Origin of the sequence: Lysinibacillus canaveralius, assembly GCF_047301505.1 — a bacterium.
GTDB lineage: Bacteria > Bacillota > Bacilli > Bacillales_A > Planococcaceae > Lysinibacillus_B.
In genome coordinates, this window is record NZ_CP154840.1 from 2,743,931 (window position 1) to 2,769,568 (window position 25,638).

Here is a 25,638-nt window from a genome sequence, read left to right on the forward strand (position 1 = left end):
ACACCCGCTCATAAAGCGGGTGCTAGTGTATTCAGCATCTTACCCTCGAGATACGTAAGAGCCGTCTGTTGTATTAATGATCAATTTATCGCCTTCATTTACGAAGAACGGTACGTTTACCATTAAGCCTGTTTCCATTTTCGCAGGTTTTGTACCACCTGAAGCTGTATCGCCTTTGATACCAGGTTCTGTTTCAGCAACAACTAACGTTACTGTGTTCGGTAATTCGATACCGATCATTTCGCCTTGGTATGATTGAATATGCAATTCCATGTTTTCTAACAAGTATTTTAACTCGTCTTCAATTTGTGCAGCTGAAAGAGTTGTTTGATCATAAGACTCCATGTCCATGAATACATGCTCATCACCTTGTGCATAAAGATATTGCATTTTACGATTTTCTACCATTGCTTTCTCTACTTTTTCACCCGCACGGAAAGTTTTCTCTACTACATTGCCGTTACGTAGGTTACGTAATTTAGAACGTACGAAAGCTGCACCTTTTCCTGGTTTTACGTGTTGGAAATCAATTACACGAAATAGGTTTCCTTCCACAAGGATAGTTAAGCCAGTACGGAAATCATTTACTGAGATCATTTTTATTCCTCCAACTATTATAAAATAATTAATTCCTTCGTCGAATGCGTTAATTTTTCATTACCAGTTTCCGTGATTAAAATATCGTCCTCAATACGAACGCCACCGATGCCAGGCAGGTAAACGCCCGGTTCAATCGTAACCGCCATGCCAGGCTCCAAAATTGTTTCGGAACGGAATGATAAGCCAGGCCCTTCATGAACCTCCAGGCCAATGCCATGACCTGTCGAGTGGCCGAAAGCTTCACCGTAGCCTTTTGATTTTAAATAATCACGTGCTACTGCATCCGCTTCAATGCCTGTCATGCCAGGTCCTACTTTTTCAAGCGCCAGCAGTTGTGATTCTAGTACAACATTGTACATTTCCACAAGTTTTTCTGAAGGCTGCCCAACAGCTACGGTACGTGTAATATCTGAAATGTAACCGTTATATAATGCACCGAAATCAAGCGTTACAAAATCACCTTTTTCAATGATTTTATCTGTCGCAACACCATGTGGGAGCGCAGAGCGGATCCCACTCGCTACGATGATATCAAAAGATGAGCTTGTAGCACCTTGTTTACGCATGAAGAATTCAAGCTCATTCGACACTTCAAGTTCTGTTCTTCCAGGCTTGATGAAATCCAGAATATGTGTAAATGCATGATCTGCTATTTCACATGCAACCTTAATAATATTAATCTCTTGCTCTGTCTTAATCAAGCGAATTTTTTCAATCAATCCCGAAACCGGCAAGAAATCTGCCTTTACCTCTTTGTTATACAACTCATACATGCCGTATGTCATAGCTTCTTTTTCAAAGCCAAGTGTCTTTACATTCATTGCTTCTGCTTGCGCTGCTACTTCTGTAATAATCGTACCTGTGTGCTGTACAATACGAAAATCTTTCACTTGCTCTGCCGCCTGCTCTGTATAACGAAAATCTGTAATGAACACAGCATCATCCTTGGAAACGATTGCTACACCTGCAGTACCTGTAAAGCCCGTCATATAACGGCGATTGTATTCGTTTGTGATAAGAATGGCATCTAGCCCCTTATCGAGTAAACTTTCACGTAATTTTGCTAGTTTCATGGTTACATTTCCCCTTATCGTCTTTGTAAAAACTTTCTCATCGCCAGTTCATACCCGAACGTTCCCAGTCCGGAAATCTGGCCGACACATTCTGCTGCAAGCTTTGATTCATGCCGAAATGTTTCACGTTTATGAATATTAGAAATATGTACTTCAATCACCGGCACATTCACTGCCGCGACCGCATCGCGTAAAGCGATGCTTGTATGCGTATAGGCTCCCGGATTAAAGACTATACCATCGATCCCTGTATCTTCCGCCTCATGAATCCAATCAAGTAAGATACCTTCGTGATTTGACTGCCGAAAATCAATAGCTGCTCCGTACTCCTCTGCCAGCAATTCACATTTTTCTTTTACATCGTCCAGTGTTTCAGAGCCGTAAATCTCCGGCTCACGTTTTCCCAGACGATTTAAATTTGGGCCATTTAGCACAAAAAGCTTCATCCCTCCATCTCCCTTTCCCACACATTTCCTTTATTTTATCACAGACTCTTTGTACGGCAACTCATTTCGTTTGCCCATATGCGCTCGGTGATAAGTAGCTGTATCTGTCAGGAACAATGAAGTTGTTATAACAACAACAAGAAAAGGAATTGATAATCGCTTAAAGGACTTTGCTTCGGCCGGCAAATCATAAATCATCCATTCCGCTACAAAGGCAATGGCAAGCCCTAAAAGAATGCCTATGAGAAATGCGGGAACCATTTGTATATACTGAACAATCATCATGAATATGAATGATACAATATATAATATAACAAAAAGGACAATCCAGCGCGTCAGCCCATCGTCTATGTTATGTAAAAATTTAGTTGGGTGCCAATCTATCCAGCTAAACAGCTGTAAAATTTTCAACATAACTGTAATGTATAAACTCCCGGCAATACTTGTACTATTTGCAACTCTAAACATATAATCACCTCTAGTACTTTAGCGTATCCAAATCTCCATAATCTATGCAGACAGGTAGTGATTTCTTGAAAAATTTAGTACAATAAAAAAGTAAAGATTTTGAGATTAATAGAGAGTGGTGTCAATATTGAGCAAGGAAACGCCTGTATATGGGGGACAAGCACTTCTTGAAGGAGTCATGTTTGCTGGGCAGGACCATATGGTAACTGCCATTCGTCGCAATGACGATTCAATTGATTATTATCATTTGAAAAAAAAGAAAAAGCCTATTTTCCAAAAACTGAAGAAAATCCCGTTTGTTCGGGGAGTAGTAGCACTCATTGAGTCTGCTGGATTCGGCTCACGCCATTTAGATTTTGCCAGCTCACGCTATGAGGTCAACCCGGGGGAAGAAGAAGAGGCAGAAGGCGAAGAAATGAGCAAGCTTCAGATGATACTTGGGGTAGCAGTAGTCGGGGTATTATCCTTTTTATTCGGTAAATTCATTTTCACCTTAGTACCTATGTTTTTGGCTGAATTTTTAAAGCCCTGGTTCCCTGGTAAGACAGTACAGATTTTACTTGAAACAGGGTTTAAATTAATTTTACTGCTGGCTTATTTGTATTTTATTTCGATGGCGCCAATCATTAAGCGAGTTTTCCAATATCACGGGGCAGAACATAAAGTCATTAACTGCTATGAAGCAGGTATGCCATTGACAGTGGAAAATGTACAAAAACAGTCTCGCCTTCATTACCGCTGCGGCTCTAGCTTTATTTTATTCACTGTTATTGTTGGCCTGTTTGTATATTTCCTCGTGCCGACTGATCCACTTTGGATTCGCCTGTTATCTCGTATTTTACTGATTCCGGTAGTCATTGGTATCTCTTTTGAAGTACTGCAAGCTACGAACAAAGTACGTAATGTACCGGTTCTTCGCTATCTAGGCTATCCCGGACTATGGCTGCAGCTTTTAACAACAAAAGAACCAAAAGATGATCAGGTAGAGGTTGCTATCGCTTCATTCAATAAATTGCATGAAGTAGAAAAAAACCCGGAAATTGCTTGTACATTGAATCATAGCTAGGTGAAGCTGCCATGGAAACTTCATATTTACTAATGCCAAAACGGACCACCCCATGTAAGGGCTGGTCCGTTTTTGATTTAAAGATAGTAGATGATCGCCAGGGCCGTTAAATATTGAAGGCTATTCATGGTCAGCATCAGCTGGCGATCTCTGCTTTTCCCTTTCCTGCTTTCGATCAAACAGTTCACCGCTGTCCCAGTCATTATAATTCCAGCAGGCACAAAGAAATGGATATTGTACACAAATACAATAAAGATAATTACCAGTCCAGCCATGATCAGCTCAATAACCGTCTGGGATGAATGGGAATGCTTTGGAGGCTTTCTGCCCTGTTCATCTTTTTTATGCCATTTCCTTTCAGCCAATAAATTGACGATAAATACTGTAGCTAAAAGCCCCAACATGTAGGGAATGGCGCTATTCTTATGTAAGGGTTCTATTGCCTTTGAGTGGAATTCCTCGAATGTTTCTTGTAGTTTATATAGCTGGCCTGTTTCTTTCTGTTCAAAGTATACACTTCCATCAACCGTGGTGTACACCTCATACAGCGGTCGGGGTCCATACTGATAATCTAGACGCATCGTATAATCAGCTTCTTGGTTGAACAGTTTAATGTCTACGGGCGTCATGCCTTCTGTAACTTCGGTCATAAACCGGGTCCATTTTGCATTATCCACTTTATCTACATTATTCTGTAACGCCGAGTATGGATTGCCTTCACCCAATGTAATATATGCTCGTGTAATATTCGTGTCCGCTGAAGATTGAAGCCGGGTTGTGATCTCTCCTGTTTCAATAAAAAACACTATGAGGAGGCAGACAAGCGCCAAAATGAGGCCTACTTGCCATTTCGTCCGTTGCCGGCTTCTCTGCAGACGCCTCTCAATTTGTTGAAAGTGTTGCGCCTTCTTCTGCTTATCAGGTGTTAATGACAATTCCTTCAAACGTTCCTCAATCATCTGAATCACCCCCTAAAATTTTGCGCAATGCCTTTAAGCCCCTTACCGTATTATTCTTTACCTGGGCCTCTGTCATCTGCAGGTGCCCAGCTACTTCCTTCACGGACATTTCTTCGATATAACGAAGCACAATGGCTTCCCGGTAATTAAGTCTTATTTCACTCAATGCCCTATAGAGTCTCCGGACTTCCTCTGAATGCTCCACAATCTCGGGAGGCAATGGCCGCTCATCTGGCTTTTCCTGCTCAATAGGAAGCCATTTCAACAGACTCTTTCTCCGATAATGATCGTATACAAGATTCCTTGCAATCCGAATCAGCACTGCCTTGTCATTACGCACGTTCTGCGCCTTAAAAAACCGAAAAAACGTTTCCTGGACAAAATCATCCGTTAATTCTGAATCTGTTGTCAAAAACAATATGTATTGGAAGATGGCATCATAATGCTCCTCATAGACGTCCTTCATGCTCTTCCCCCTTCCTTTTATAAAGACGATCGATTGGAAGAACGGAATCACTTAAAAATGATTTATTTCCATTTCGCTGCATCATGTGATAGGAAGCTCATTAACAATTGAAAAGATTTTTAGTGACTTAAAATAGCGGCTCCTCTCCACTCACACTTTCATCACAAAATTTGATAGTTTCTAAAGCAATAAAAAAACCCATCAGATTTGATGGATTAATTCAGCACAAGCGCATAAATGAGTAAGCCTGCAAATGTAATCGTAATGGCGGCCGCATGAGCGAAAGAAACGATGTAATGACGGAAATCCGATTCATAGCGTTTTTCCAAGGTCCCTCTTGTTAGTAAAATAACGACAAATGCAACAGGAATAAAAATGCTTGAGACGAGACCTAGCGCTGGTGTCAACAGCAGAATGCCTCCTATACAAAATGCAATAACAGTTAATTCGAATGGCAATTGCCATTTCGTCTTGTAGTCATAAAATATTTTCGGCTCGCTTGGTTTTAGATAGCCTGTCTTCTTTTTTAAAAGCGGTATAAATACAAATTGATAAAGTGCAACTAGGCCAATTACAATAATAAATTCCATATCAACACCCTGACTTTCTATGTCTAACAAATGTACCATAAATAGGTTCTATTATGCAAAATACATTCCAGTTAAAGTTCGTTCATTTATTTCACTACAAAAATCTGCCCTTGCAATTTCTTTTTTATTAGAAATCCCCTGTCACTTTTGCTATTTACATCGTTTTTTTACTGCTATATGATTTGAATAACAGATTGCGAGGTTTAAAAAATGGACATCGATCTTTTTTCAATCACAGCACTTTTCTTCTTTGGGTTTATCGGTGCTTTCATCAATTCAGTCGTCGGTGGAGGTGGATTAATTACTTTACCTGCCTTACTTTTTGTCGGCCTACCGCCTGCAACAGCTATTGCTACAAACAAGCTGGCTGCATCATTAGGTAACTTCACAAGTATGATGACATTCTTACGGGCTGGGAAAATTGATATCAAAATGCTGGGGCCTATTGTACCGTTTGTTTTCATCGGCTCAATGCTGGGAGCTTTCACTGTCCATCATGTTGACTCAGAAATTTTACGTCCGCTTGTGCTTTTCTTACTTATAGGCGTCCTTATCTATACATTCATTAAAAAGGATTTGGGAAAAGTAAAGGATGGAGAAAAAGCGATTGGAAAGAAAAAGCTTGTGGGACTTATTCTTTTGATTGGGTTAGGTTTCTATGATGGTTTCTTCGGACCAGGTACTGGCTCCTTCATGATTTTTGTATTATTGTTTATGGGATTCAATTTTATTGAGGCATCCGGCAGTTCTAAACTGCTCAATTTTACGAGCAATTTAGCCGCACTCATTATGTTTTTATTTTTAGGAGCAGTTAATTTTACATACGGTTTTATTATGGGATTTGCAATGATTTTAGGTGCATATGCAGGCTCCAAAATTGCCTTGAGTAAGGGGACAGAGTTTATACGCATACTATTCATCATTGTCACTACCGTTTTAATTTTAAAGAATGGCTATGACTATTTCTTTTCATAACCTACAATTCATTGGTACCTATTCGTCTGAAAAATGAATGAAGAAAAACCAAATTGTCATAGACACATAGCTTTGAAGTGCTCTTGAGAAGCAAATAAGAATGTCAGCCCGGAAGTTGTTACTCTTTACCGGCTATTTATCACTATTTATTTTCCACTTAATAAAAAAGCGGCTGCAGATTTCTCTGTAGCCGCTTCGTTTATTTTAAAGACCGCATTTTAGCTGTGCACCACAGTTTGTACATGTGTTGCACCCGCCCATTTCTTCTACTGTACCTTGTCGGCAAACAGGGCAGGTATTCCCTACCTCAGAGCCGATTGTTACATTTGTTTGGGATAATGGAGCAATTGTATCAACTAATACTACCCCGCGCTTTGTTTGTTCTTCCTGCTGCTTTAACTCTTCAAATTCCAGCTGCTCGTCACTATGAGACTCTTCAGCTTTCAGAGTTAATACTTGTGTATCACGGCTTCCGTCAACATAGACCGTGCCGCCTTTAGCCCCGCCGCGATACAGACGCTCGTACACCTTTTCTACTTGGTTTACCGTATAGCCTTTTGGTGCATTAACCGTTTTGGAAATTGACGAGTCGATCCAGTTTTGAATAATACACTGAACATCTGCATGTGCTTCTGGTGTCAATTGCATAGAAGAAACGAACCAATGAGGTAGGTTGTTTTCATCGGCTCCTGGGTTTGCAGCCAAGTATTCCTGTACAATTTCTGCCTTCACTTCAATGAATTTCCCTAAACGGCCTGAACGATAGTATGTGAAGCTGAAATATGGCTCCAGTCCAGTCGCAACGCCTACCATTGTGCCAGTTGAACCAGTTGGTGCTACTGTCAGCAAGTGAGAGTTGCGAATACCATTTGCTAAAATATCTTCGCGAATATGCTCTGGCATTTTTTTCATGAAGCCAGTTTGAATAAATGCTTCACGCAGACGTTTTGTCTCTTCTTCCGTTTCTCCTTGCAGGAATGGGAAGCTGCCGCGCTCTTTCCCCAACTCGATAGATGCTTCATACGCTGCAATCGCAATTGTTTTGAAGATTTCATCTACCAATTGGTTTCCTTCTTCTGATCCATACTCTTTCTCACAGTAAATCAGTAAATCGGCAAGTCCCATAACACCCAGCCCTACACGACGCTCACCTAGCGCCTGTTTACGGTTTTCTTCTAGGAAGTATGGTGTTGCATCAATTACGTTATCCTGCATTCTAACGCCTACTTTTACTGTTTGACGCAGTGCATCATAATCAACCGATTTTGATTCCTTCAAAGCAAATTGTGCCAGGTTAACCGCTGCCAGGTTACAAACACTGTATGGAGCTAATGGCTGCTCACCACAAGGGTTTGTTGCAACAACCTGCTGTCCATATGCTTTTGCATTTGTCATATCATTCGCGTTATCGATAAAGAAAATGCCAGGCTCTGCTGCGTATGTAGCACATACGTTAATCAGGTTCCAAAGCTCACGTGCTTTAATCTTGCGGTATACGCGAACACCATAGCCAAGCTTTTCCCACTCACGCACGTCGCCTACTTTATGCCATTCTTCATTGTATACATCCATCTCAGCAGGCGAATAGTTTGCTACATCTGGGAAACGCAGTTCGTAGTCTAGGTCATTTTCGACAGCATGCATGAATTCATTTGTTAATGTGACTGAAATGTTCGCCCCAGTGAGGAAGTCCGGGTTATGCACTGAATAGGTACCGCCGTCTCGAAGCTTCGCCTCTGCTTCTCGGATGATTGTCTCATCGAATCCACCCATACCAGGAATATTTTTATAGTTTACAATCCCTTGATACATTGCTTCATCTTGCTGTGTTAAAGGTTTGAATTTTAATTTTTCCTTTGCTAGACGAATAATGGACTCGTCCATCGTATTTTCAATCAGATAACGAAGGATCCGTGGATTTTGCATCTTCGAAATGATGAATTCTACGATATCTGGATGCCAATCTGCCAGCATAATCATTTGGGCTCCGCGACGGGAACCGCCTTGTTCTACCAAATGAGTTAGTTTTGCGATATCATCAAGCCAGCTAACTGACCCTGAAGATTTACCATTTACGCCGCGTGCAAGCGTATTTCTTGGACGAAGTGTAGAACCGTTTGTTCCAACACCACCACCTCGGCTCATAATCTCCATAACCTGCTTACGATGATCACTGATACCTTCACGAGAATCCGGTACAAATGGCATTACGTAGCAATTAAAGAATGTTACATCAGTCTCAGAGCCTGCTCCGTAAATAACACGGCCAGCCGGAATGAATTTCAGGTCTACAAGCTGCTCGTAAAACTTTTCGAACCATTCTTTTCTAGCTTCTTCTGTTTTTTCTACAGCAGCCAGCCCTGTCGCATTGCGTTTTGCAATTTGTTCATAATAAATTTCAAGCGGCTTTTCGATAATATCTAGTGAACGAGTAATAATACCTGTTGTTTGCTCTTGGTCATCTTCCAGTACATGACGGAAATCTTCCTCGATCAGGATAGCCGCCTTTTTGGCTTCCTTATCAATCGATTGAATGATTCCTAGACCACGCGCTGGGAATTTTGGGTCTTCTTTTACAGTTAATACAACAAAGTCCCCTGGTTTTAATGTTTTTTTCTCCGTATCCTTGAATGAATAACGGTCAATCATCACAAGACGTGATACACCTTTATGCGTAATATGCATATCTGGTGTAATCGGATGCACTTGCGGGAATTGCTCAATATCTTTATTGAGCTGATCTACTTGGATGGTTTGCTCCAACACACTTGCCATCACCTTAGCCCCCTTTATTATTATAAAGCTTCTTCACTCTGTACCCGCAAAAATGGAAATCAAACACAAGATATTGTGTTTGATTTATCCGCCTTAAACTATATATAGGCACAGTATTTACACTTTTAAAAGATTACAACAGATTTTTTTTTCAAACAAGGGCTTGATTTTTTTTTATTTTTAGGAACTGTTCATTTATCAACGTTTCTTAAACTAAAAATTTTTTCAAACAAACGTTCCTACTTTTTAAAATTCCAGTCATCATTTGCATATTTTTCTTTTTCCAATTGTTCTATATATGCTAATTGCTCCTCTGTTAATTCATAAGGAATCAATTCAATATCCAAAGCATGCTGAAAACCGTTTTTAAACGCTTGTATACATTGTTCAATAGTAAACGGCTTATCTACCAACCTGTTCATAGCAACAGCCTTCTCAGGAAGCTTTAAACGCATTTTCTCACGCGCTTCCTCGTTCGCAAATTTAAACAAAGATAATAGCTTCTCTTCCTCTAGATCAAGCAAAATTGCTCCATGCTGTAAAATGACACCTTTTTGACGCGTTTGGGCACTACCCGCTACTTTTCTGCCTTCTACAACAAGCTCATACCAGCTTGGTGCATCAAAACAAACAGCACTTTTTGGTTTTTTTAGATCCTGCTGCTTTTCTTCCGTATCAGGCACGCTGAAATAAGCATCCAGCCCAAGATTGCGGAATCCAAGCAATAGCCCTTCACTTAATACTCGGTATGCTTCTGTTACCGTTTTTGGCATGTTAGGATAATCCTCTTCGACAATGATGGAATATGTCAATTCATGCTCATGCAATACCGCTCGCCCTCCTGTAGGTCTTCTGACAAAACCTAACCCCTGACGGCGCACTTCTTCAAAGTTAATATCTTTATGTACTTGCTGGAAGTAGCCAATCGACAATGTTGCCGGGTTCCATTCATAAAAACGAATAACCGGAGGGATGAGTTTCTCGCTATGCCAATTGAGCAATGCCTCATCCATTGCCATATTATATGATGGGCTGCAAGGCCCAGAGTTAATAAAATACCATTGTTTCATTACATGCCTCCATAAAGTATTTGGTTTACTTACTCGACGAACGTCCTGTTCTCTTTTATAATATACCTGATAGATAGAAAGGGGAAATAATAACGTGCAAGTATTAATTACCATCGCCATCATCCTAGGAGTCATAATTGCCTATGTGTTGATCAATTCATTCCGTTTAAAAAAGGCTGTGACAAATTTGACACAGGAAGAATTCATACAAGGCTACCGTAAAGCACAATTGATCGACCTTCGGGAACCAAAAGAATTTGAAGCTGGTCATATCCTGGGGGCGCGCAATATCCCAATGACGCAGATGAATCAGCGACATAAAGAAATCCGACCAGATTTACCAGTGTACCTATACTGTCAAAATACAGGTCGCAGTGCACGTGCTGCTTTAATGCTGAAGAAAAAAGGCTATAATCAAATTTACCAATTACAAGGCGGTTTTAAAACTTGGACAGGTAAAGTCAAATCAAAAGCATAGCGTATGTAGAGCTCCCTTTAGGGGGGCTTTTTTCTATAGTTTTTACTTTTCCCGGCTCAGAATACTGATTGCAAAATTGTCGAAAGTTGACCCCTTACTGTTTAAAAATTTGGTGTCGAGGTTTCTTTCATTATAGCAAACAGTGCTGTTTTATCGATTCAGCGCCAGAGTTTCTTCCTATATAATAAAAAAGCTGTATGAGGTCAAACATCTAGCAAATGTATTTTAGAATAGAAAAAATTTTTTTAAAAAGTAAAACGCACAGAGTCCGTCTGTGCGTTTTACTTATTTAGGACTTACTATTCATTTTTCTAAAACGCATTTTTTAAGCCTGTTTTGTATAACGCAGCACCGGTGTACGTGCAGCACGTGTCTCATCTAAGCGGGATATAACCGTTGTATGAGGTGCTTCCTGTACGATTTCAGGTGTTGCTTCCGCTTCCTTGGCAATTTGAATCATAGCGTCACAAAATGCATCCAGTGTCTCTTTTGACTCCGTTTCTGTCGGCTCAATCATAATTCCTTCCTCTACATTTAATGGGAAGTATACAGTTGGTGGATGGTAGCCAAAGTCTAACAGGCGTTTCGCGATATCAAGTGTACGCACACCAAGCTTCTTTTGACGGCGGCCAGACAGTACAAATTCATGCTTGCAATGACGGTTATATGGCAAGTCGAAATACTCTTCCAGGCGGCGCATCATATAGTTTGCGTTTAATACTGCATATTCCGTAACCGCTTTTAACCCATCCGGCCCCATTGTACGAATATACGTATAAGCACGTACATTGATACCAAAGTTACCGTAATAAGGTTTTACACGCCCAATGGATTGTGGACGGTTATAGTCGAAGTGGTATTTTCCTTCTTCAGTTTTGACAAGCACAGGCTTAGGCAGATATGGGATTAAATCTGCTTTCACGCCTACAGGTCCTGAACCCGGACCGCCCCCTCCATGTGGACCTGTGAACGTTTTATGAAGATTCAAATGGACACAGTCAAAGCCCATATCTCCTGGGCGGGCTTTCGACATTACAGCATTCAAGTTGGCTCCATCATAATAAACTTTACCACCGACACTATGGATGATTTCAGCCATTTCCAGAATGTTTTCCTCAAATAGACCTAATGTATTTGGGTTAGTCAGCATCAATGCTGCTGTATCCTCTCCGACAACTCGGCGAAGATCCTCTAAGTCTACAAGGCCGTCTTCATTAGACTTTACAGTAATTGTTTCAAAGCCCGCTACAGTAGCAGAGGCAGGATTAGTACCGTGGGCAGAGTCAGGTACGATCACTTTGTTACGATGTCCTTCCCCATTCGCTTCGTGGAAGGCACGAATCATCATCAGCGCTGTCCATTCCCCATGAGCACCTGCCGCTGGTTGAAGTGTTACTTCATCCATTCCTGTAATTTCTACAAGCGATTGCTGCAGATCATATAAAAGCTCCATAGCTCCTTGAACCGTTTCCTCGTCCTGTAGAGGATGAATATTCGCAAACCCATTATAGCGTGCCACGTTTTCGTTGATTTTCGGATTATACTTCATCGTACAAGACCCAAGCGGATAGAATCCAGAATCTACCCCATGATTGCGTCTTGATAGGGCTGTGTAATGGCGCATGATATCAAGCTCGGATACCTCTGGCAGCTCTGCAGCCTCCTCACGGATATAACCGGCAGGCAAAAGCTCTTCCAAATCGACTTCCGGTACATCTAATGGCTCAAGATTATAACCGACGCGTCCTTCTTTTGTTAATTCAAAAATTAATGGTTGGTTTTCGTGACTCATTGTAATGCCCCCATTTCTGCTACTAACGCATCGATTTCTTCTTTCGTGCGCAGCTCAGTTACAGCAATTAATGCGTGGTTAGCCATTTCTGGATCCACACGTCCTAAATCGAATCCACCGATAATGCCTTTTTCCAGCAAGCCTTTGTTGATTTCAGTTACTGATTTATTTGTTTTTACAACAATTTCGTTAAAATGAGCGCCTTGGAATGCGACTGGGAATCCAGCAGCTTCGAACGCATTTTTTGCATAGCGAGTTTTCATAATATTCTGTTTCGCCATTTCCCGCATGCCCTCTTTACCTAGTGCAGTCATAGCCACTGAAGCCGCAAGTGCAAGCAAAGCTTGGTTAGAGCAGATATTAGAAGTTGCCTTGTCGCGGCGAATATGTTGTTCACGAGCCTGCAACGTCAATACATATCCACGGCGCCCTTCCTGATCGACTGTTTCACCCACAAGACGTCCAGGCACTTTACGCATCAATTTTGTCGTTACGGCAAAGAAGCCACAGTGTGGACCACCGAAGTTTTCGGCAATACCAAACGGCTGTGCATCACCTGCAACAATATCTGCACCTAATTTACCAGGGGGTGTTAACACGCCAAGTGCTAATGGGTTAGCTGATACAATAAACAATCCTTTTTGGTCGTGTGTAATTTCACCAATCATTTTTAAATCTTCAATTTGACCGTAGAAATTTGGATACTGAACGATTACCGCGGCTGTTTGATCATCTATCAAACCTTTTAACGCTTCCATATCTGTTACACCGTCTTTTGTCGGTACCGTTACAACTTCAATTGACTGGCCGTATGCGTATGTCGTGACGACGTCCTTATACTCCGGATGTACCGTTCCCGATACAAGCAGCTTTTTGCGCTTTGTATGGCCAGCAGCAAGCATGCCTGCTTCTGCAAGCGCAGTCCCGCCATCATACATCGACGAATTGGCTAGATCCATTCCTGTCAGTTCGGCAATCATCGTTTGGAACTCGAAAATGGCCTGTAGTTCACCTTGTGATATTTCAGGTTGATACGGTGTATAAGCTGTGTAAAACTCTGAACGAGAGATAACATGGTCAACGATTACCGGCTTATAATGGTTGTAAACCCCGGCTCCGAGGAAGGATACATTATTTATCGTATCAGCATTTTTTGCAGCAAGTGCTGTAAGCTCTTTTGCCAAAGCCGCTTCAGATTTTGCCTCTTTAATATTGTACAGCCCTTGGAAACGAACTTTCTCAGGAATATCAGAAAATAGTTCATCAATAGAAGAAACGCCAATCGTCTCCAGCATTTCTTTTTGATCTTGTTCCGTCATTGGTAAATAACGATGTTTCATATTTGCCCCTCTTTTCTAGTTTTTTACACGCTTATAAAATGGTGTTTCAACAACAATTGCAGAAATGAGCTTTCCACGGATTTCAATTTCCACTTCCGTTCCAATCTCAACTTTGGAAGCATCGACTAATGCTAAGCCGATATTACGTTTTGTCATCGGTGATTGCGTACCAGTAGTCACTTCACCAATCTCTTCGCCTTCCTTGAAAACTTTATAGCCGTGGCGCGGAATTCCTTTACCAGTCATTTCTACTCCTACGAGTTTGCGCTTTAAGCCTTCTTCTTTTTGAGCAGCCAGCGCATCACGACCAATAAAATCAGTAGTTAATTTTACGGCAAATCCAATACCTGCTTCTAATGGGGTGATATCTTTTGATAATTCCTGTCCATACAGCGGCAGGCAGGCTTCAAAGCGAAGAGTATCACGAGCGCCAAGCCCGGCAGGAACTACTCCTTTGTCTTTACCGGCTTCTAAAATTTCATCCCAAAGTTCGATAACAGCTGCGGGTTGCCCATAGATTTCAAATCCATCTTCACCCGTATAACCGCTGCGGGAAACTAGTACTTGATGTCCGGCAACTACTACATTATCTTTGAATTTAAAGTATTTGATATCGTTTAAGTTTTCTGACGTTAAAGTTTGTAAAATCTCTTCTGCTAAAGGGCCTTGCAGTGCGATTTGAGCATATTCATCTGATCTATTCGTAACGACAACATCTCCGCTTTTTTGAGAAAGCATCCATTCATAGTCCTTTTCGATGTTAGCGGCATTCACACATAAAAGATATTGGTTTTCACCTAGACGATAAGCTAGTAGATCGTCAACAACTCCACCTGTTTCATAACACATCGCGTTATATTGCGCACTGCCAACTTGGATTTTTGAAATGTCGTTTGATAATAGGTTTTGCAAATAGCTTAATGCATCCGGACCTTCCACAAAAATCTCTCCCATATGCGAAACATCAAAAAGCCCTGCACGGTTACGCACTGCATCATGTTCTTCTTTTATGGAAGAAAATTGCACTGGCAATTCCCAGCCCCCAAAATCAATCGTTTTTCCACCATATTTGCTATATGACTCAAATAATGGTGTGCGTTTTAATTCGCTCATAAAAATCCTCCTCAAATTTAGATTGTTGCAAAAATTTATTAAGGCTTTCAGGTCATGCTATCTCTCTTGCTGGAGAGGCAATAAAGACGATTTTCCCCATTAAAAAAAGACAGACGAATCCCTTGAGTGGAATTCCCTGTCCTTTCACCTGAAAGTTACACCTACTATTGACTCCAAGCCACATATATAGGCTTTCCCCTTTGGTGGCCGATAACGGCACTCTCCAGAGATGCGTCCTGTACGGGTCTTTTTGCCTGAGAGATTCATAGTTTCTCTACTTGCTCCTTCGGCGACGCAACTTTACGTTCTCTCCCCGTACACTCAACCGCTTCTTATTCAACATACCAGTCTATCCAGATGTTCTTAGCCATATCCTAACATTGAACGGGATGTAAAGGCAAACATTTTTTAAAAATAGGAATAAAACGAACAATTCCGTTCATTTTAAAAAAATTATTCGCCTTTTAATCTGTTCACCTGGAAGGCTATATACTCTACAATTTGTCTGATAGGCCTGTCTTCTGTTAAGACTTGGATGTGGCCGGCTTCTCTGTATAATTTTCTTCTGGTTTGATATAGCTCGTGCAGCTCTTCTTTCGTTAAACGCTGCACTATGGGGCGGTTTTTATCGTTTCGAATCCGGACATAAATATCCTCAAATACAGCATCGAGAAAAAATACGAGTCCAGTCCTCCGCATAATCCGACGGTTTTCCTCTTTCATTGCTACACCGCCGCCTGTTGCAATAATACACCCCTCATTACGGAAGTTCTCCAGAAATTCGGTTTCAATCTCTCTGAAACGCTCTTCTCCATACTTTTCAAAAATCTCCGGGATTGTCATTCCCTGCTGTCTTACAATTTCATGATCCATATCATAGTATGGCATCTTCAAAAAGTAGCTCAGTCTTCGTCCGATTGCGCTTTTTCCGCATCCCATAAATCCTACTAAATAAATTTTCCGCATGGCCTATCACCTTCTTTGTCGCTTAAAAAAATTAGTTCTCACTGATTAATATCTGTAGTATATCAATCGTAGCACGAACATTCGACAATTCCAATGAATTATAAATTTTTATTTCCACCTGGAAAGTAAAAGCATAGGTTAAACAGGCACCTGTTACTAAAAACAGTAAAACAATAGATAACGGAAAGAGAGCGCCTTTCTCATTCCGAATGCTGTTCCACAATAAAGATCCTCTCCCTTTCCTTTCCGTCCTCTAATTTGACTTTCAACAGCAGTCTATTATCGTTCATTTCAAAGTTTGCACTTTTTACACCTGTCAGTAATGTCTCATTCCCATTGTTTTCTCGTTTCCATAAAACCTTATTAAGAAACTGAATGTTATATACTTTATCAGGAGTTCTGACAGTAATACTTAATCCATCCTGCGAAACGGTAATCTCGCTCTTCCCATACGGTAAGGATTGATTGATATCATTTACACATATCTCCCAATCAGTCTCCAGTCTCTTTTTCTTTATATCATTCATTTCCTGATATTCTATGAATATAAAAAAGAGAAGTTGGCCAAACACTACTAATAGTACAAGTTGTAACAAGGCCTCTACAAATGTGAATCCATCCTCTTGCCTTCTATATCGACGCACATTTTCTGCGGTCCCTTTAAATCGTTGTAAAAGACACATATTTCTCCATTACCGTATTGCCAATTATAATTAACATGTTCAATTGTAATCTTCCCCTCTGCAGATCCACTATATGCTGACTCCTTAATTCCATTAAATGCAGCTTCACTAGCATAATAAGCCAGTTTCTCATTATAGAGTTTTTCTTGAAGATTGTTGGCAGCCGGCAGTAATGTAATGGTTAATAGCGATAAAATCACAATACTCAAAACGGTTTCCAACAATGTGATTCCTTGTTCACTCAATCAGCCGCAACCTTCCCTTCGACATATTAATCGAATATACAATTTTCCTTTCCGGTGTCTGGAATTCAACCTTCCCCAGCTCTCTGACATTTCCTAGTGGTGTAAACGTGATATACGTCTTATTGGTATAAATGGTAATACTCATACCATTTGGAATTTCCCATGTAAGATCGTAATTAAAAAAGGACTTGCTCGTTTTCACATATTTTTTGTCGATTATATATACATTTACAGTAGTCTGTTCCTGTATTGCTGCCATTTGCGCTTGGTGTAATGTTAACCTAAACTTTTCAATAGCTTGTTCATACTGCGCTTCTTTCCATTGGCTATAGGAAAAAGACATGACAACACCGATAATTGTCATCATTATTAACAATACAAGCAATGTCTCGAGTAAAGTGAACCCTCCTGTGCTATGTTTCACGATGAGCCATCACCGTCTCCTGCCCTTGTTCCCTCCACAGACGCTTTTCCATCTTGGTCAATCTTGATTTTCTCGCCGCTGGGGCATTTCGCCTCGTCCGTAGAAATGTAGCCCTCCTCAATCAACTGAGCGACTGTCGGGTATTCCATTTTATCTACACGATAAGCTTCGACCTGTCCTTGTACCATGCTTACATATGCACTGCACCCTTTCTCATCAATTGTAGAAAAATGCTTTGTTACATTTGGTATCGTAACTAAGATAAGCACTGATATGATCAATAAGACAATTAACATTTCAATTAAAGTAAAACCCTTTTCATTTAACATTCTTTCCCCTCCTAAATGACATCGAGCATATTATACATAGGCAGCAGTATGCTTAAGTAGGCTGCCACGATACAAAGTGCAATGATGATAAACAACAATGGCTGAATTGTTTTTGTGATAAGTTTGATGCCGTTTTGCAGCTTACTGTCCAAAAGTTCAGCATACAAAATCATTTCTCTGCCAAGTAGACCACTTAACTCTCCGTGTGCAATAAACTGCTCGAACCTCGGATAGAAAAAATCACTTACAAGCACTGCCTGTGCCAAAGAATCGCCGTATACGATTCTTTGGCGGATATACGATGAAATATAAGCAATTTGTTTCTGATGAGGTTGTTCTGCCATGTGCTCTAAAGACGCCTGTAACGAAAAGCCTGTTAATAGGAGCTCTCCAAGCGTTCGTGAAAATTGCCTTGTCATCAATAGTCGCCAGTAATACCGAATGAAAGGTACTTTCAAAAAGATGGCCAGCTGCAAATTGACTCTCTTTCGGCTTACATAAATAAAACCAGCTGTCAGCAATCCACCTGCCACTAATGCCAGCATAATAATGTAATCCGGCATATGGAGAAAGAACTTGGACCATTGGATACTAGATGATTCACTATATCCAGTGCGTGTAAGTAACATCGCTTGGATATTTGGCAAAAACTTTATTCTAAATGCGATAAATAACCCAACTATTAAAATAAATAAAAAGGCTGGATAAACAAGCAGCTTCACGATTCTGTTTCTAGTCTCCTCCGAAAAGCGGATCTGCTCTCCCACTGTACATAAAGTTTGTGAAAGGTTGCCCGTCATCTCCGCTAACTCAACAGATAACAGATGCTGCTTTTTCATGCCCATTAAACTAAAAATTGCACTCGGCCCTGCTCCATCCCTAAATGCCCCTATTAATACACTCTCCCATTGGGGCGAATTTTTTATATGATAAGGGACGAGCATCTCAATACACTCAGCAAACGTGTATCCCTCTTCAAGAAGTATGCTTGTCCTGGTAAGCAGCTGAGGCAGTTGAATAACCTGCATTTTCTTCCTCCGAATCAGGGATAGAACAGCCATACACTCACCCCCTGCCCCCTTTAATTTTCTGCAGCTGATCAGCTAAAGTTGTCCCTTCTTCTAATTCATAAAAACCGCCGCGTGATACTTCGGAAATCGCTTGCAGCAAGGGCTCATCACTCAATATTTCAAATAACGCTTTCCTTTCTTCTTTTTTCTCAACCTGGATAAGGGTTTGAGCAACAATTCCGACGAGTGCTTGCCTCATTTCATCAAAGGAAATACCTAAATCCAGTAAGCGATAAAGACAATTCACAGTATCTTTAGCGTGGATAGTGGAAAGGACCAGGTGACCAGTTAGGGAGGCCTGCAATGCAATTTTTGCTGTTTCACTGTCCCGTATCTCTCCAATCATAATCACATCTGGCGAATGTCGGAGAATAGCCTTTAGCCCTGCGGCATATGTAACGCCTGCTCGTTCGTTGACTTGAATTTGCAGCAAATCTTCTTGACTACTCTCTACGGGATCCTCCAAAGAGATAACATGGCGGGAAAGGGTCGTTCGGCAATATTGAATAAGTGAATAGAGGGTCGTCGTCTTGCCGGAGCCCGTCGCCCCAGACAGTAACAACAACCCTTGGTGATGGTGGACAAGATGGGTTAATTGGTCAGCAAGTTGAGGATAGTAATAAAGAGAAGTGACCGGATAGGCATAATTTTGGCGTAATACGCGTATTACCATGCTCTCCTTGGCAAATACAGAAGGTAATGTAGAAATACGAAATGCATAAAGATGTTTTTCAATTTCCTTTTGAAAAGCGCCGCTTTGCGGTTTACGTTTTTCACTAATATCAAGAGAAGATAAATATTTAAGGTAGGAAATAATGCGGATTGCTGCTTCATCTGGCAAAGTCCCTGTTTCGACAAGCCTTCCAAATTTACGGAGCAGAATAGAATAATGCTCTTTTTTAGGAATAAGATGAAGATCAGAAGCGCCGAAGTGACAAGCTTTCAATAAAAGCTGTTCACTTTGAGTTGCAATAACTGTTTCATGCTCCATTTTATACACCTCTTTTGTATAAAAATAATGGGCATATCGCTATCTATGGCCTCATTATAATGAGTAGACTCTTGAAATGGAATGATAAGTCCCAAAATTTAATTTTGACTCTCAATGAAACATTTTGTTTAAATTTGCGTTTTGAAATAGGAGGACATTCAATTTGATATTCAAATTGATAGGTTTCATTTATGATTTGGCATATACTATTAGAGAGAAAGAGGTGGAATACTGTGCTGCATCCATTAAAAATAACCGGGACATTGGCGGATGAGACCAGGTATAATATTTATGAGTTCATGCTGCAGAATAAGCGCTCATTCACCGTACAGGAGATAGCTGACCAATTCCATATTCACCCAAACGTTGCTAGACTCCATCTGACAAAGCTATCGGAAATCAATGTTGTCTCTGCTGAGTTTGTTAAGACAGGAAAAGGCGGCCGTCCTGGACGTATCTATCGAGCAACAGCACAAGGCGTTGCATTAACATTCCCTAAACGAGAAGAGTCCATGCTGCTGCATATATTATTGGAATTAACAGAAAGTCTGGGATTAGAAGCTTTGGAAAAAGGAAAACAAATTGCCTATAACCATGGGTATAAAGAAATGGAAGAAAAAATCAAAGAAACAAAAATGACGAACAGCTTTGAAGAAAAGGCAGCTATACTAACAGAGCAGGCTGCACTTATCGGCTATGTGCCCTCCATTGAAATGCTTGAAGAAAAGACAATCATTCATTTCATGATCTATAATTGTCCTTTTCGCGCTCAGCTTTCTGATCATCAAAAAGCCGTTTGTGCTTTGCACGAAGCTTATCTTCAAGGTCAAACAGATGCTCTGTTCACGGAAGAGCATGAACTTATTCAGACAGGCAGTATGCTGCACGAATGCGAGAATTGCCAGTATGAAATCCAGGTAGCTTCTTTCAGCAGAAGACTCTCAACTCTCTAAAGAACAAAAGAACTGGAATTTAGACATCTTTTTGCTGGATGCTCTGCCCTTCTTAAAAAGGCAAGGAAGTATCATGCAAATGTTGTAATTTAAATAAACATTCTTACAGGAGATACCAGCATAAATCAGCCGAATATTATGACAGCCACTGACTGATTTACATTCTCTTTTGACTAAAGAACAAATCTGTCTCCGGACTTACTATACCAAGCCGCAGCAAGGTCTTGTAAATTCCACTTGATTGTCACAAAGTTCACTGAAGTTGCAGTTTACATTCTATATAAACATCATTTATAATATACGGGAGACTATTGTATTCACTCGCAAAAGGAGGGGAATTTTCATGAGCAATATGTATAAAGTTATGGCTTTCTGGACAGGGATTTTTGCCGTTATGTTCTATCTTGGACACATGCCCGAGGTTTCGCTATTATTCGTAGGTAATACAGGTTTATTCTTATTATTAGGCTTCTTAAACCTTTCAGAACGTATGTACATGTACATTTTTGGTGCGTATTTAACTATCTTCTTCGCAGGATTTACTTATTATACAACATTCTTGCACGTACCTGGCGGCCATTAATCCCGTCCATTATAATAAGCGTATCGCATATGCGATACGCTTCTTTTATACCCTTTTAAAAACCATTTAAAAATGGATTATTTTCCATTTCTGCTGCAGGTGTTGTATAATCCCCATGTCCCGGATAGATAATCGTATCTTCTGGCAGTGCGAGAAGTTTATCGTGAATGGACTTCAGCAGTTCTTTCATATTACCGCCAATCAAATCTGTACGCCCAATGCTTCTTTCAAACAATGTATCCCCTACAATAGCAAATCCATCCTGTTCAAATATATAAGACACGCTACCTGGCGAATGCCCAGGTGTAAAGACGGCTTTAAAAACAAACTCTCCTACTTCAAACGTCTGCTCAACGCGAATAATATGTTCTTCCAACGGCGCCTTTACTGTATAGTTAGGAAGTTCGAAATACTTTCCTGAGCCATTCTTAAGTGGATCAGATAGCCAGTCAACTTCGCTTGCATGAATATAAACCGGTACATTAAACGTATCTCGTAAGATGTCCACAGCACCTATATGATCGAAATGCGCATGGGTTAACAAAATCGCAAGCGGCTTCAAACCTTGCGAACGAATTTCTTTTACAAGACGATTGCCTTCTTCTCCTGGATCAAAAATTAGGCACTCTTTCTTTTTATTGCTTACAATATAACAATTAGTTTGAATCGGACCTAGACTGTAAATTCTGACATTTAGCATCTTATCATATCACCTCTATCTCATTATACATGATCGGATGTTCAAACAAACGTCATTTTTTCCGCTCGACAAACTCTAGAATAAGCTATACAATATAAAAGAAATATTGTTTACGACATTCTTATGTCGAAAGGAGTGTCTATATCATGAGTTGGATTTTAATGATCATTTTCGGACTAATAGCTATTTTATCTGTGGTCGGCACATTCCAGGCAATCAAAGAAAAGAATCTTCTTTCTGTAGTATTTAACGTTGCTTCTGCAGCTATCTTCGGATGGTTCGTAGTAATGACAGTACTAAACTCTGGTTACCCACCGGTACACCACTAATAGCTAAAACAAAAGGACGGCCTAGTGTTTGCTAGGTCGCCCTTTTGTTTTGTTCAAAAAATGTGAAAGGAAAGGCAAAGCCGAAACTCGGCATTGCCTTTCCTTTTTATTTATTTACCGTTACCATCAGTCAGATTTCCTGTTTTTTGATCGTAAAAGCGCAGTAAATCTCCATTGATGATTTTATCCGAGTGTTCCAACTCAATCGTTGCACGTTCGATATATGGCTGACACGCATCAACTAATGTTTCTTCGCCCGTTGCTCGATCATAACAAACCTCATCTGTATAAACAAGGTCATCTGTTACAAAGCGACCGTCACGGAAAATTACAAATCCATCATGCTCTTCAGAGAACAGGTCTGCTCCCAGCTGCATATCTTTTGATGTATCAACACCAAGCAAGTGCAGGATTGTAGGACGTAAATCAATCTGTCCTGCCGGCTCTGTTATTTCCTGACCGTCATTCGATCCTGGAATATGAATGAATAATGGTACCGATTGTAATAACGTACTATCGTATGGTGTAATTTGTTCTTTCTCTAAATACATTGCCATTGCTTTATTATGGTTTTCAGAAATACCATAATGGTCACCGTATAACACAATAATCGAATTGTCATACAAGCCTTGTGCTTTTAAATCCTCAAAGAATAATTTAAGCGACTCATCCATATAGCGTACTGTTTGGAAATAACGATTTAATGTTCCAGAGTTTGACGTGTATTCATTGATATATTTATCCTCTTCGTCTAAATAGAATGGATAGTGGTTTGTCAACGTAATCATACGAGTATAGAAAGGCTGAGGCATTTCCTTCATTAGGTCGGCTGATTGGTTGAAGAATGGAATATCCTTCATCCCCCAGTTTACAGCTTCTCCCTCGTTCACTGTATAAGAATCAATGTCATAGAACTTTTCAATATTAAACGACTTATAAATCCGGTCGCGGTTCCAGAATGATTTGTTATTCGGGTGCATAACGCTTGTATGGTAGCCGTTTTCACCTAATCTTTCTGACATTGAATTATACGTATTTTCACCGTGAGTGAAGAATACCGCTCCACGTCCTAAACCAAACAAAGAATTCTCTACGATAAATTCCGAATCGGAAGTCTTCCCTAGTCCTGTTTGGTGATAAAAATCACTGAAATAATATGTGTCTTTGTCCTTCGTCAATGAATTTAAGAATGGTGTAACCACTTCCCCATTCATCTCATTATTAATGACAAAGCTTTGCAGTGACTCCATTGATACAAGAATGACATTACGGTCTGCATACTTCCCAAACATCTCCGGGTTAGGAGAGGCCTGGTTCGCGCGCACATAGTTATTTACCTCTACAAGTTCACTGCCATCCGCAAGCGCTCGTTGTGCAGAAGATTTTGATTGTACATAAATATCATATAAATGATAGTTATATGTCCCGATATTTTTCACAAGCAGTTCGCGGTCGAAGCTGCGTGTCAATAATTGTGGACGTTCAGTTTCAGCAAGGCCTAGATTTAGGAATAATACTGCTACTGACGTCACAAAATAAGCACGACGCACTTCCTTGCGCACCGTTGTTTGCTGACTTAAAGCAGGCATAAACTTCACAAGTAAAATAAGTAAAATCACGTCTACAAAATAGAAAATGTCATACCAGTTGATAATTGCTGCCGCCGAAGTTCCAAGGTCACCGAAATTACTTGTCTGGAACAAAACAGGGAGCGTTATAAAGTCATTATAGAATCGGTAGAAAGCCACGTTACCATACAGCACGATGGATAAAATGACACTCGTACCGATAATATATCGATTTCGCACTTTTGCTGTTTTAAAGAACAATGAAATACCATAGATAAATAGTAAAAAGCTTAACGGGTTAATAATTAAAATGAAATACTGCATCGCATTTTCCATACCCATATCAAAGCTAGTCAAGTACACGACTACTGTTTTGATCCATGCTGCTACAATAGCAAAAGTCAATATCGAATGTTTAGGCCATTTCGAGTTCATCCAAAACATCCTCTCCAGTTTTTAGAAATAATTTTTTGTTAGTTGGATTAAAACAATAAATATGTTAATCCTTTTCCCTTACTATTCAATAATATTTCCCTAAATTTGTAAAGGGAAAACATTATAGAGAGTCAAATGCCATTCTCTCCATTAAGGTAATACGTTCTTGCTTACTAAAGGTTTCATGGAAATAATGGAAATCACCTTACTTGCTTGAGATTTCTTTGTTCCCTCCATTTACGATACGTACAAGTAATCATAAATACAAAAAAACCCCACAAAAAGCTTCCATTATTATACTACAACTAAATATTATTTGCCCGTTTTTACTCTACGTTCTTCCTGCCTAATAATCAGTATAGCTGTCTGGTAATCCTTACCCTCTAACAAACGGGTTTTATATAGTTCTTTTACTTCATCTTCGATTAATTCTAAATCCCCAAGACGATCACCTGTATAAATATAGATGCCAAACCGCTTGAGCAGCTCGTAAATATCAATCATCGTTTTCATATGCTCTGTTCCTCCCGATTTATACGTGCGTGGATATGTTTTTTATCAGTCAAGATAATATCTACAGGAATGTCGTGTGAGGCAACAGGAATAGAATCCTTCACTTGTTCATGAAAAGCTAATGAAATTTTAGCGCCCATAAACTGCTGTAAATAGCGGTCATAGTATCCGCCTCCAAAGCCTATCCGATATCCTGCTTTACTAAAAACGACTCCTGGGACGATCATTACGTCAATTTGTTCCTTTAAAATAGGCTCAGTAGATCCGACAATCGGCTCTTCAATATCCATATATACTTTTTCCAGCTGACTGAAATCCGATATAGCATAAAAGATCATTTCACGAGTTGACGGATTACATTTTGGGACGCAAACTGTTTTTCCCATATTCCAAAAAGCTTCTATTATACGACGAGTTTCCACTTCCGGAAATCTGGACATCGTTACAGCAATCGTTTTTCCTTCTTTAATAGAAGGTTCTTGCAATAATTTATTTTGTATAAGGTCTGATCTTGAAAGATATGTCTCTCGATCCATCTCCATCAAGTGGCTTCTGACCATATTTCGAATTTCTTTTTTATCCACTTAACCCCGCAACCTTTCTTATAAGAAGTAAAAAGCCAAAACCACTGTGGGCTT

The 25,638-nt window shown here is 40.2% G+C and carries 29 protein-coding genes and 1 riboswitch; of the genes, 6 read left to right on the forward strand and 23 right to left on the reverse strand.

All coding sequences use genetic code 11. The features are described from left to right. Window positions 1-39: 39 nt before the first annotated feature. Genes efp through AA0Y26_RS13945 form a run of 4 tightly spaced genes read right to left on the reverse strand, consistent with a single transcriptional unit; the run spans window position 40 to window position 2,587 of the window. Window positions 40-597, reverse strand: a complete 558-nt coding sequence (gene efp / locus AA0Y26_RS13930; RefSeq protein WP_413362638.1) for an elongation factor P — start codon at window positions 595-597, stop codon at window positions 40-42. Window positions 598-614: 17 nt separating this feature from the next. Further along, window positions 615-1,673: a M24 family metallopeptidase gene (locus AA0Y26_RS13935; RefSeq protein ID WP_413362640.1), complete on the reverse strand. Its 1,059-nt coding sequence runs from the start codon at window positions 1,671-1,673 to the stop codon at window positions 615-617. 14 nt (window positions 1,674-1,687) lie between these two features. Then, a complete protein-coding gene (aroQ, locus tag AA0Y26_RS13940) occupies window positions 1,688-2,119 on the reverse strand; it encodes a type II 3-dehydroquinate dehydratase (RefSeq protein WP_413362642.1) in 432 nt (143 codons plus the stop codon). Window positions 2,120-2,149: 30 nt separating this feature from the next. Further along, window positions 2,150-2,587 carry a hypothetical protein gene (locus AA0Y26_RS13945; protein WP_413362644.1) on the reverse strand — a complete coding sequence of 146 codons (438 nt, stop codon included), beginning with the start codon at window positions 2,585-2,587 and terminating at the stop codon, window positions 2,150-2,152. Window positions 2,588-2,765: 178 nt separating this feature from the next. Here AA0Y26_RS13945 and AA0Y26_RS13950 point away from each other — a divergent pair, with 178 nt between their 5' ends. Further along, window positions 2,766-3,653 (forward strand): DUF1385 domain-containing protein, encoded by an 888-nt coding sequence (locus AA0Y26_RS13950; protein ID WP_413368219.1) that lies wholly within the window; start codon window positions 2,766-2,768, stop codon window positions 3,651-3,653. Between the two features lie 77 nt (window positions 3,654-3,730). Here the strand turns inward: AA0Y26_RS13950 and AA0Y26_RS13955 are convergent, their stop codons facing one another. The 3 genes from AA0Y26_RS13955 to AA0Y26_RS13965 form a co-directional block, all read right to left on the reverse strand. Then, window positions 3,731-4,612 carry a hypothetical protein gene (locus tag AA0Y26_RS13955; RefSeq protein ID WP_413362646.1) on the reverse strand — a complete coding sequence of 294 codons (882 nt, stop codon included), beginning with the start codon at window positions 4,610-4,612 and terminating at the stop codon, window positions 3,731-3,733. Continuing rightward, window positions 4,605-5,078 (reverse strand): RNA polymerase sigma factor, encoded by a 474-nt coding sequence (locus tag AA0Y26_RS13960; protein ID WP_413362648.1) that lies wholly within the window; start codon window positions 5,076-5,078, stop codon window positions 4,605-4,607. Before AA0Y26_RS13960 ends, AA0Y26_RS13955 begins: the two co-directional genes overlap by 8 nt. Before the next feature lie 215 nt (window positions 5,079-5,293). Continuing rightward, window positions 5,294-5,668: a DUF4181 domain-containing protein gene (locus AA0Y26_RS13965; RefSeq protein WP_413362650.1), complete on the reverse strand. Its 375-nt coding sequence runs from the start codon at window positions 5,666-5,668 to the stop codon at window positions 5,294-5,296. A 210-nt stretch (window positions 5,669-5,878) separates the two neighbouring features. Here AA0Y26_RS13965 and AA0Y26_RS13970 point away from each other — a divergent pair, with 210 nt between their 5' ends. Beyond that, on the forward strand, window positions 5,879-6,643 hold the full coding sequence (locus AA0Y26_RS13970) for a TSUP family transporter (protein WP_413362652.1): 765 nt from the start codon (window positions 5,879-5,881) through the stop codon (window positions 6,641-6,643). A 204-nt stretch (window positions 6,644-6,847) separates the two neighbouring features. On the opposite strand, the gene AA0Y26_RS13975 is transcribed toward AA0Y26_RS13970, so the two are convergent. Then, window positions 6,848-9,418, reverse strand: coding sequence for a vitamin B12-dependent ribonucleotide reductase (locus AA0Y26_RS13975; protein ID WP_413362654.1), 2,571 nt, complete (start codon window positions 9,416-9,418; stop codon window positions 6,848-6,850). Between the two features lie 239 nt (window positions 9,419-9,657). Next, window positions 9,658-10,488, reverse strand: a complete 831-nt coding sequence (locus tag AA0Y26_RS13980) for a biotin/lipoate A/B protein ligase family protein (protein ID WP_413362656.1) — start codon at window positions 10,486-10,488, stop codon at window positions 9,658-9,660. A gap of 94 nt (window positions 10,489-10,582) precedes the next feature. On the opposite strand from AA0Y26_RS13980, the gene AA0Y26_RS13985 reads away from it, so the two are divergent. Next, a complete protein-coding gene (locus AA0Y26_RS13985; RefSeq protein WP_413362658.1) occupies window positions 10,583-10,966 on the forward strand; it encodes a rhodanese-like domain-containing protein in 384 nt (127 codons plus the stop codon). 325 nt (window positions 10,967-11,291) lie between these two features. On the opposite strand, the gene gcvPB is transcribed toward AA0Y26_RS13985, so the two are convergent. The 10 genes from gcvPB to comGA all read right to left on the reverse strand — a co-directional run bounded on the left by gcvPB (window position 11,292) and on the right by comGA (window position 19,919). Then, window positions 11,292-12,758: an aminomethyl-transferring glycine dehydrogenase subunit GcvPB gene (gcvPB, locus tag AA0Y26_RS13990; RefSeq protein WP_413362660.1), complete on the reverse strand. Its 1,467-nt coding sequence runs from the start codon at window positions 12,756-12,758 to the stop codon at window positions 11,292-11,294. Next, window positions 12,755-14,098: an aminomethyl-transferring glycine dehydrogenase subunit GcvPA gene (gcvPA, locus tag AA0Y26_RS13995; RefSeq protein WP_413362662.1), complete on the reverse strand. Its 1,344-nt coding sequence runs from the start codon at window positions 14,096-14,098 to the stop codon at window positions 12,755-12,757. Before gcvPA ends, gcvPB begins: the two co-directional genes overlap by 4 nt. 15 nt (window positions 14,099-14,113) lie before the next feature. After that, entirely contained in the window at window positions 14,114-15,211 is a 1,098-nt protein-coding gene (gene gcvT, locus AA0Y26_RS14000; protein WP_413362664.1) for a glycine cleavage system aminomethyltransferase GcvT, read from the reverse strand. A gap of 232 nt (window positions 15,212-15,443) precedes the next feature. Next, a riboswitch (glycine riboswitch) is annotated at window positions 15,444-15,536 on the reverse strand. Between the two features lie 128 nt (window positions 15,537-15,664). Further along, on the reverse strand, window positions 15,665-16,177 hold the full coding sequence (locus AA0Y26_RS14005) for a shikimate kinase (protein ID WP_413362666.1): 513 nt from the start codon (window positions 16,175-16,177) through the stop codon (window positions 15,665-15,667). Between the two features lie 200 nt (window positions 16,178-16,377). Next, the gene (locus AA0Y26_RS14010; protein ID WP_413362668.1) at window positions 16,378-16,773 is read right to left on the reverse strand and encodes a competence type IV pilus minor pilin ComGF; all 396 of its coding nucleotides are present in this window, start codon (window positions 16,771-16,773) and stop codon (window positions 16,378-16,380) included. A gap of 5 nt (window positions 16,774-16,778) precedes the next feature. After that, the gene (locus tag AA0Y26_RS14015) at window positions 16,779-17,105 is read right to left on the reverse strand and encodes a hypothetical protein (RefSeq protein ID WP_413362670.1); all 327 of its coding nucleotides are present in this window, start codon (window positions 17,103-17,105) and stop codon (window positions 16,779-16,781) included. Then, window positions 17,098-17,529, reverse strand: a complete 432-nt coding sequence (comGD, locus tag AA0Y26_RS14020; protein ID WP_413362672.1) for a competence type IV pilus minor pilin ComGD — start codon at window positions 17,527-17,529, stop codon at window positions 17,098-17,100. The genes AA0Y26_RS14015 and comGD overlap by 8 nt, the downstream gene beginning before the upstream one ends. Further along, window positions 17,526-17,858: a competence type IV pilus major pilin ComGC gene (gene comGC, locus AA0Y26_RS14025; RefSeq protein ID WP_413362674.1), complete on the reverse strand. Its 333-nt coding sequence runs from the start codon at window positions 17,856-17,858 to the stop codon at window positions 17,526-17,528. The genes comGD and comGC overlap by 4 nt, the downstream gene beginning before the upstream one ends. A gap of 11 nt (window positions 17,859-17,869) precedes the next feature. Beyond that, entirely contained in the window at window positions 17,870-18,919 is a 1,050-nt protein-coding gene (gene comGB / locus AA0Y26_RS14030; protein WP_413362676.1) for a competence type IV pilus assembly protein ComGB, read from the reverse strand. Window positions 18,920-18,923: 4 nt separating this feature from the next. Next, window positions 18,924-19,919, reverse strand: a complete 996-nt coding sequence (comGA, locus tag AA0Y26_RS14035) for a competence type IV pilus ATPase ComGA (protein ID WP_413362678.1) — start codon at window positions 19,917-19,919, stop codon at window positions 18,924-18,926. Between the two features lie 233 nt (window positions 19,920-20,152). Between comGA and AA0Y26_RS14040 the strand changes: the two genes are divergently transcribed. Both AA0Y26_RS14040 and AA0Y26_RS14045 read left to right on the forward strand, forming a co-directional pair. Next, a complete protein-coding gene (locus AA0Y26_RS14040; protein ID WP_413362680.1) occupies window positions 20,153-20,872 on the forward strand; it encodes a helix-turn-helix transcriptional regulator in 720 nt (239 codons plus the stop codon). Window positions 20,873-21,215: 343 nt separating this feature from the next. Then, window positions 21,216-21,455: a DUF2626 family protein gene (locus AA0Y26_RS14045; RefSeq protein WP_413362682.1), complete on the forward strand. Its 240-nt coding sequence runs from the start codon at window positions 21,216-21,218 to the stop codon at window positions 21,453-21,455. Window positions 21,456-21,510: 55 nt separating this feature from the next. Here AA0Y26_RS14045 and AA0Y26_RS14050 read toward each other — a convergent pair whose 3' ends face one another. Next, window positions 21,511-22,155 carry an MBL fold metallo-hydrolase gene (locus AA0Y26_RS14050; protein ID WP_413362684.1) on the reverse strand — a complete coding sequence of 215 codons (645 nt, stop codon included), beginning with the start codon at window positions 22,153-22,155 and terminating at the stop codon, window positions 21,511-21,513. Between the two features lie 146 nt (window positions 22,156-22,301). On the opposite strand from AA0Y26_RS14050, the gene AA0Y26_RS14055 reads away from it, so the two are divergent. Further along, the gene (locus AA0Y26_RS14055) at window positions 22,302-22,484 is read left to right on the forward strand and encodes a DUF2759 domain-containing protein (RefSeq protein WP_413362686.1); all 183 of its coding nucleotides are present in this window, start codon (window positions 22,302-22,304) and stop codon (window positions 22,482-22,484) included. A gap of 110 nt (window positions 22,485-22,594) precedes the next feature. Here AA0Y26_RS14055 and AA0Y26_RS14060 read toward each other — a convergent pair whose 3' ends face one another. From AA0Y26_RS14060 to AA0Y26_RS14070, 3 genes are all read right to left on the reverse strand, one after another. Further along, window positions 22,595-24,487 (reverse strand): LTA synthase family protein, encoded by a 1,893-nt coding sequence (locus AA0Y26_RS14060; protein WP_413362688.1) that lies wholly within the window; start codon window positions 24,485-24,487, stop codon window positions 22,595-22,597. Window positions 24,488-24,799: 312 nt separating this feature from the next. Next, window positions 24,800-25,000 (reverse strand): YqgQ family protein, encoded by a 201-nt coding sequence (locus AA0Y26_RS14065; protein ID WP_413362690.1) that lies wholly within the window; start codon window positions 24,998-25,000, stop codon window positions 24,800-24,802. Then, on the reverse strand, window positions 24,997-25,584 hold the full coding sequence (locus tag AA0Y26_RS14070) for a 5-formyltetrahydrofolate cyclo-ligase (protein ID WP_413362692.1): 588 nt from the start codon (window positions 25,582-25,584) through the stop codon (window positions 24,997-24,999). The genes AA0Y26_RS14065 and AA0Y26_RS14070 overlap by 4 nt, the downstream gene beginning before the upstream one ends. Window positions 25,585-25,638 lie beyond the last annotated feature (54 nt).